This window comes from Hymenobacter algoricola (assembly GCF_039539525.1).
In the GTDB taxonomy this organism is placed as follows: Bacteria; Bacteroidota; Bacteroidia; order Cytophagales; family Hymenobacteraceae; genus Hymenobacter; species Hymenobacter algoricola.
Genome location: NZ_BAABDH010000108.1, coordinates 89650 through 97304, shown reverse-complemented (window position 1 = coordinate 97304; position 7655 = coordinate 89650). Strand labels below are relative to the sequence as shown.

The 7655-nt window shown below is 58.6% G+C and carries 7 protein-coding genes; 4 read left to right on the top strand and 3 right to left on the bottom strand.

Annotation, left to right across the window (positions count from 1 at the left end):
* Positions 1-308: 308 nt before the first annotated feature.
* Positions 309-1250 carry a hypothetical protein gene (locus tag ABD842_RS18150; RefSeq protein ID WP_345117045.1) on the top strand — a complete coding sequence of 314 codons (942 nt, stop codon included), beginning with the start codon at positions 309-311 and terminating at the stop codon, positions 1248-1250.
* Positions 1251-1286: 36 nt separating this feature from the next.
* Here ABD842_RS18150 and ABD842_RS18145 read toward each other — a convergent pair whose 3' ends face one another.
* The gene (locus tag ABD842_RS18145) at positions 1287-1889 is read right to left on the bottom strand and encodes an acyl carrier protein phosphodiesterase (protein WP_345117043.1); all 603 of its coding nucleotides are present in this window, start codon (positions 1887-1889) and stop codon (positions 1287-1289) included.
* Between the two features lie 142 nt (positions 1890-2031).
* On the opposite strand from ABD842_RS18145, the gene ABD842_RS18140 reads away from it, so the two are divergent.
* From ABD842_RS18140 to ABD842_RS18130, 3 genes are all read left to right on the top strand, one after another.
* On the top strand, positions 2032-2544 hold the full coding sequence (locus ABD842_RS18140) for a pyridoxamine 5'-phosphate oxidase family protein (RefSeq protein ID WP_345117041.1): 513 nt from the start codon (positions 2032-2034) through the stop codon (positions 2542-2544).
* Between the two features lie 186 nt (positions 2545-2730).
* Positions 2731-3426, top strand: coding sequence for a spheroidene monooxygenase (locus tag ABD842_RS18135; protein WP_345117039.1), 696 nt, complete (start codon positions 2731-2733; stop codon positions 3424-3426).
* Between the two features lie 340 nt (positions 3427-3766).
* The gene (locus ABD842_RS18130; RefSeq protein WP_345117037.1) at positions 3767-6724 is read left to right on the top strand and encodes a leucine--tRNA ligase; all 2958 of its coding nucleotides are present in this window, start codon (positions 3767-3769) and stop codon (positions 6722-6724) included.
* Positions 6725-6949: 225 nt separating this feature from the next.
* Here the strand turns inward: ABD842_RS18130 and ABD842_RS18125 are convergent, their stop codons facing one another.
* Both ABD842_RS18125 and ABD842_RS18120 read right to left on the bottom strand, forming a co-directional pair.
* The gene (locus ABD842_RS18125) at positions 6950-7303 is read right to left on the bottom strand and encodes an MmcQ/YjbR family DNA-binding protein (RefSeq protein WP_345117035.1); all 354 of its coding nucleotides are present in this window, start codon (positions 7301-7303) and stop codon (positions 6950-6952) included.
* A 142-nt stretch (positions 7304-7445) separates the two neighbouring features.
* Positions 7446-7619 carry a DUF6728 family protein gene (locus ABD842_RS18120; RefSeq protein WP_345072959.1) on the bottom strand — a complete coding sequence of 58 codons (174 nt, stop codon included), beginning with the start codon at positions 7617-7619 and terminating at the stop codon, positions 7446-7448.
* Between the last annotated feature and the right edge of the window lie 36 nt (positions 7620-7655).

Below are 7655 nucleotides of genomic sequence, written 5' to 3'. Positions count from 1 at the left end.
GCCGGTGGCGGCCTGCTGGCGCAGCAGGTCTTTGACAAACGAGCGGCTCACGCCGAAGCGCCGCGCCACGGCTACTTTCCGGGCACCCGGCTCCTGGCATGCCGCCGCTACCCGGGTGCGTAAATCAAGCGAATACGGTCTCATCTTACTGGCTACGGCCATCCGCCAAATAGGGATGAACTGTTCACGAATCCGCTATAGCTCTATATTTACTCCCCCCTAATAGGGCTGCATACAGCAGCCCTATTAGGGGCTAGGACTTTTTCATAACTTCCGGTTTCAAATTCAACAATGCATCTGCCTATTTGATGGGACAACTACACATTCCGGGTGACCGTGACCTGAAGGGGCCTTGGTTTATTGGGACAAAAGAATTAGAGGAACTTGATGTAATTCTCGCATTTGCCGATGCCAAGTTTCGGGAATTACACGAAAGATACTATGAAGAAAAGACGGCACAGATACTCAAAGACTATCCTGCCTTCACTTTAGAAACAGCGCAGGAGCTTTCACGAAACCAAACAAAAGTAGTTCCTGCTAAAGTATCCCTCCTGTTGAGCGATAAATCAACGCTGCACGATACCACCGTCAAAGGCATTCTGAAAGATGCAAGGCTAAAAAACTTATTCCCTGTTGAAATCGCTCTTTCAGTAGGTGACTATCGTGACCAGTTCACGCTGCAGCTTGGCAAGAATTACGGCAGTGACTTTCGATTAAAGGTAAATAGCGCCGATAACAGCATCCAGGAAGATATTCTGTACAAAGTCGAAGAATGGGTCGAAAAGTACCAGCCAACAAGACCCAATAGAATATGGAAGACCTGGGCTTACATCATTGGGTGTATAGGTGTTACTTTACTTAGTTTCTCTGGCGCAAGTATCGTTGAGAAAGTAAAGCCTGACTTCAAAGCGGAGTACACAAAGGATATCAATCAGATTATCAAGACAGGCGTTAATAAGAACAACGAAGCAAAGGCAATGGAGTTGATGCTCAAGTACACCACCAACTATGTGCCTGAAAACGTAGTTGAGAAAACCCGAATCAACAAAAATGCAATTCGATACACTCTTGTAGGCGTGGCTTTATTAATGGCAGGTATCTTCCACCCCAAGACGGTAATTGGCGTGGGAAGGAACAAACCATATTTGGAGGTATACAAGTGGTACACGAGATTCATGGTAGTCACCATACCCGGCGTGCTGCTGTATCCGCCCCTTTCAGCGTGGCTTAAGGACTTGCTAGGCCTATAAAAAAGCAGAGAGCCCCAGCCAGGATATCCCAACCGGCTACACAAATTCTTCCACCCCCGCCCGCAGCTCCGGCCAGAACTCCTGGAAATCCGCCTCGTACGCCGCCACCGCCGCCAGAAACGCCGCCGCACCAGTCGCCAGAATATCCCCGCTGGGCACGCGGCGGCTCAATCCTAATAACGCTCGTTGTAAGCCTTCGGGCTGGGCGTAGCCGCTGAGCCAGTCGTCGCGGCGCATGTACTGAAGCATGTGTTGCAGGCGCTCCGGCAGCTCGTGGCGGCGGGCCTGCAGCAAGGCGTACTGGCGTTGGGCAAAAGCCGATAGCGGCTCGGCGGGGTGAAAACCGGTGAAGTCGCGGGCCAGCAGGTGGTCGTAGCCCATGTCGGTCACCACGCCGGCCCACTTGCCCAGGCCGGCTTCGCGCAGGCGGGCGGTGCTGCGGCGCACTATGGGGTGGGTATCGGTGAAGGAATCGATGAAGCGGTGCAGGCGGATGCCCCGCTGCACGGCGGGCGGATACGCCGCCAGGGCGGCCCGGCCCCGCACGGCCTCGGCGGCGAAGTTGCCGACGACGATATCCTCGTAATCGGGGGTCGTGGCCGGTGAGCCGGAGAGCAGCAGGTGGGCGAGGAAGTTCATCGGTAGCGGGAAGTACGGCAAAATCGGGGCGGCGGGCCACTGGCTGGGCTAACCCGGCGGGGCGCGGGGCCGTACAGGTAACCAGCCCGCGGCATCCTCCGCGGGCCGACCAATCTTTTCCTTCCTCCAAAACACCCCCGTTATGGCTGATAAATCACCCGTCACCAACGACCTGTCGAAGCTGCTCGAAAAAATCAAGGACGTGCGCATTGCCATGCTCACCACCCAGGACACGGACGGCAGCCTGCGCAGCCGCCCCATGTACACCCAGACGCCCGACGGCACCAACGCCCTGGTGTTCCTGACCGATAAGGATTCGGCCAAGGTGTACGAAGTCAAAAAAGACAGCCACGTGAACCTGAGCTACGGCCAGCCCGACGACAACGTGTACGTGTCCGTCTCGGGCCGGGCCAACGCCTACCGCGACCAGGCCGAAATCGACCAGCTCTGGAGCGAGCCGCTGCGGGCCTGGTTTGCCAAGGGCAAGGACGATCCGAACATCATGATTCTCAAGGTCGAAATCGAGAAAGGCGAGTACTGGGACACCCCCAGCGGCTTGTTGAGCCGGGCCGTAGCCTACGCCAAAGCCGTTGTGACCGGCGAGCGGGCTACTTCCGACGATGTGAACGAGCACGCCAAAGTGGACGTGAAGTAAGCGTTGGTTTGCACTCAGTGAAAAGGGCCGGAAGCAATTCCGGCCCTTTTTTGTTGTTTTGGCGCGGCTGGGTGGTGCCCCGACCAAAAAAGTCGTGGTACCACTATTGGTGCCGATGCGTGGATTCCGTTCAACGATAGTGGTACCACGACCAAAAAGTCGTGGCACCACCCAATTCCTTCTTCCTTGCTGACCACTCTCTCCCTCATCACCCTGCGGCCCGGCAACATCCGCTGGGGACTAGCCCAGATGGGCACGGCCCAGCGGCCCCTCCAAAAGGTGCCGGGTCTGCGGTTTCAGAAGCTGCTGGGCAGCGGGGCCGGCGGCTTCGGGGCCCTGCCCAACCTGAGCCGCTACGGCCTGATGGCCGTGTGGGAGTCGGAGGCGGCGGCGGCGGCGTTCTTTGCCACTCATTCGCTGTGGCAGGAATACCAGCGCCGGGCCCAGGAAACCTGGACGGCCCAACTGGCTCCGCTGAAGTCGCACGGACTGTGGGATGGGACCAACCCGTTTGAGTACCCCACGGAAGCTCCCGCGGCCGATGGCCCGGTGGCCGTGCTGACCCGCGCCTCCATTCACTGGCTGAAAGCCCCCCGTTTCTGGCGCTACGTGGCTCCTACCAGCGCCACCGTGGCCCACGCACCGGGCGTGCGGGCGGCTATCGGCCTGGGGGAGCTGCCGGTGGTGCGGCAGGCCACATTCAGCCTCTGGGAATCAGCCCAGGCCATGCAGGACTACGCGTACCGCAGTGAGAAGCACAAGGAAGTTATCCGCCTCACCCGCCAGGAGAAATGGTATAGTGAGGAGATGTTCGCGCGGTTTCGGGTGCTGAGCAGTGAAGGCACGCTCGAAGGCCGGAACCCGCTGGCAGGGTTGGTTTAGAAGTAAAAAAGCTAAAAAGCCAGCTCCCGTCCGCAGCTGACTCTGCGCATCAAGCAGACCGGGGTTAGGGTGATTGACCGGAGCGTGGTTTAGCCAGAACGTCATGCTGCGCTTGCCGGAGCATCTCGCGTGCTGACGCTCGGATTGGAATCCAACGATGCCACACAGGATGCTTCGGCAAGCGCAGCATGACAACGATTTTTATTCTGCTGTTTCCCCCCGGCCTCTCATCAGTTGGGAAGCAGAACGCGCCGTTGCGCTTTCTACTGCTGACATTACCCCTTTCCCGGCATTTCCGCTTAATTTCGCGGGTTCAGCAGCAACCCCTAAGCCCACGCCCATGCCCGGCTATAGTCCCCAGGAAATCGAGAAGAAGTGGCAGGCCCACTGGAAAACCAATAGCACCTTCAAGGCCGATAACCGCTCGGAGAAGCCCAAGTACTACGTGCTCGACATGTTCCCGTACCCTTCCGGGGCGGGGCTGCACGTAGGGCACCCGCTGGGCTACATTGCCTCCGATATCGTGTCGCGCTACAAGCGGCTGCGGGGCTTCAACGTGCTGCATCCCATGGGCTTCGACTCCTTTGGGCTGCCCGCCGAGCAGTACGCTATCCAGACCGGCCAGCACCCGGCCCTCACCACCGAGCAGAACATCGGCACCTACATCCGCCAGCTCAGCTCCCTGGGTTTCAGCTACGACTGGAGCCGCGAGGTGCGCACCTCCGACCCGGCCTACTACAAGTGGACGCAGTGGATTTTCCTCAAGCTGTTCAACTCCTGGTACAACCTGGACACGAACAAGGCCGAGCCGCTGAAAACCCTGCTCGATAAGTTCGCCGAAAACGGCAGCGACGGTATCCGCGCCGCCGGCGACGAAGAGGAGCGCCACAGCTTCACCAACGGGCAGTGGAAGCTGTTCAGCGAGAAGCAGCGCCTGCAGGCCGTGCACCCCTACCGCCTGGCCTACCAGCAGGACACCTACGTGAACTGGTGCCCCGGCCTGGGCACGGTGTTAAGCAACGACGAAGTAAAGGACGGCCTCTCCGAGCGGGGCGGCTTCCCCGTGGAGCGCCGCCTGATGCCCCAGTGGAACCTGCGCATCACCGCCTACGCCGACCGCCTCCTGCAAGGCCTCGATACCCTCGACTGGCCCGACGCGGTAAAGGAAATGCAGCGCAACTGGATCGGCAAGAGCATTGGAGCGGAGGTCACCTTCCCGGTACAGGACCACGAGCAGGCCCAGATCAAGGTCTACACCACCCGCGTGGACACGATTTACGGCGCGACGTTTCTGGTGCTGGCCCCCGAGCACGAGCTGGTGGCCGAGCTGACCACGCCCGGGCAGCAGGCCACCGTTCAGGACTACATCGACGCCACCAAGCGCCGCTCGGAGCGCGACCGGATGGCCGACACCAAAACCGTGTCGGGCGCTTTCACCGGCTCCTTCGGTATCAACCCGCTCAGCGGCGAGCCGGTGCAGATCTGGATTGCCGACTACGTGCTGGCCGGCTACGGCACCGGCGCGGTGATGGCCGTACCCAGCGGCGACCAGCGCGACTATGTGTTTGCCAAGCATTTTGACCTGCCCATCATCCCGGTTACCGATGCCCAGCAGATCGACGAGCAGGCCGACCCAACCAAGGAAGGCCGCTACATCAACTCCGAGCTGATCAACGGCCTCACCTACAAGGAAGCCACCCACAAGCTGATTCAGCACCTCGAAGCCAACGGCATCGGCAAGGGCAAAACCAACTTCCGGATCCGCGACGCCATCTTCGGCCGCCAGCGCTACTGGGGCGAGCCGATTCCGATTTACTACAAGGAAGGTGTGGCCTATGGCGTGGCCGAAGCCGACCTGCCGCTGGTGCTGCCCGAAATCGACGAATACAAGCCTACCGAAACCGGCGAGCCGCCCCTGGGCCGCGCCAAGGACTGGAAGTACAAGGGCCTCTACGACTACGAGCTGAGCACCATGCCCGGCTGGGCCGGCTCCAGCTGGTACTACCTGCGCTACATGGACCCGCACAACGCCGAGCGTTTCGTGGGCGAGGAAGCCGAGCAGTACTGGCAGAATGTCGACTTATATCTCGGTGGCGCCGAGCACGCTACCGGCCACCTGCTCTACTCCCGCTTCTGGCACCTGTTCCTGAAAGATCTGGGCCTGGTGACGGCCAATGAGCCCTTCCAGAAGCTCATTAATCAGGGGATGATTCTGGGCCGCTCAAGTCTTATTTATCGTTTTACTCCTGAAGTGTCATTGTATGAATTTGAAGGTCATGAGGGGCCTACTTATGCGTTAATACCTTCCATTTTCGTGTCACATAAATTGTATGAGCGTGTTTGGAATAACACTTTGGACGAGGATGAAAAAGAACATTTTTGGTCCACTGTCAAATTAGTTGAGGATAAGTTTAACTATGAAAACGAGCATCTGAATTTACAATTCACAGATAGGTTTGGAGATAAACCAAATTCTATTCACGTTGATGTAAACATAGTTGATAACGATATTCTCAACGTAGATGCAGTTCGTGAATGGCGCAGTGACTTTAAGAATGCGGTATTCATTGCTGAGTTAGACGGCACTTTTATCTGTGGCGTGGAGGTCGAGAAGATGTCGAAGTCGAAGTACAACGTGGTGAGCCCGGACGTGCTGATTGAGCGGTACGGGGCCGATGCGCTGCGGCTGTACGAAATGTTCCTCGGGCCGCTGGAGCAGTACAAGCCCTGGAATACCAACGGCATGAGCGGCGTGGCGGGCTTCCTCAAGAAGCTCTGGCGCCTCTACCATCCCCAGGACGGCGACTTCGCCGTGACCGACGAAGCCGCGGCCCCCGCCGAGCTGAAGGCCCTGCACAAGGCCATCCGCAAAGTCGAGGAGGACATCGAGAAGTTCAGCTTCAACACCACCGTCAGCGCCCTGATGATTACGGTGAACGAGCTCACGGCCCTCGACTGCCACAAGCGCGCCGTGCTGGAGCCGCTGGTGGTGCTGCTTTCGCCCTACGCACCCCACCTGGCCGAGGAGCTGTGGGTGGAGTTGGGCCACGCGGCCGGCAGCATCAGCCAGGCCGCCTACCCCGAGTTCCGCGAGGAATATCTGGTGGAAGACACCGTGAACTACCCCGTGGCCATCAACGGCAAGGTGCGCGAAACCCTGCAGTTCGCCGCCACCGCCACCGCCGCCGACATCGAAGCCGCCGTCCGCGCCTCCGATTTTCTGGCGCGGTTTGCCGAGGGCAAGGAAGCTAAAAAGTTCATCGTCGTGCCCGGCCGCATGGTGAACGTGGTGGTGTAGAGTAACCTGCCACTTTATGAAGAAGGCCCGCCGGATAGTTCCGGCGGGCCTTCTTCATTTGCAGCTACCCATCACATCTGTCATCCTTCATCTGGCGTACGCAAAGCGAAGGACCTTATCACGTTAGCACGACAGGCGAAACAACGACCCGTTCTAACGTGATAAGGTCCTTCACTCCGCTTCGCTGCACTCAGGATGACAGACGATTTTTTGGGAGCAGTTTACCTAACCGGCCGGCAGCTCGGCGCGTTTGGCTTTGGGTAGCGACGCAATGATCAGGTCGTAGGAATGATCGGTCCACTCCCGGAGCTGGCGGTCGGTGGCGCCGGTACCGATGCGGACCGTGTTCCAGTGCTTCTTGTTCATGTGGAAGCCGGGCAGCACGTAGTCGTATTCGTCGCGCAGCTCGGCGGCCCGTTCCGGGTCGCACTTCAGGTTGATGCTGCCGAAGGTGTCGATGTCGGTGAGGGCGAAGACTTTGCCGCCGGCCTTGAACACCAGCGTTTCGGGGTCAAAGGGCGTTTCCTCGGTCACGCCGGGCTTGAGCAGGCAGTAGTCGCGGAAGTCTTCGATGTTCATAGCGGGCGCAATATAAAGACCGTCATGCTGAGCCTGCCGAAGCATCTCGCGTGGTATCGTCAGATTACTAACCTGATGTCAGCACGCGAGATGCTTCGACTTCGCTCAGCATGACGGTTCGCTGTTGTTTTGACCGCAGTAATTACCGCGTAAACAGGCGGTAAAGCACCACGCACAGGCCGACCAGGAACATGGCCATGCTCAGCTTATTGATGAAGTGCATGCTGCGCAGATTGAAGTTAGTCTGGCGGTTGGGGTCGTTTTTGCGGAAGAAATAACCGAGAGCGGGACCGAAATCGAAGAGGCCTTTACGCATGATAGCAGGAGGTGATGGTACGTAAAAGTAACAGCT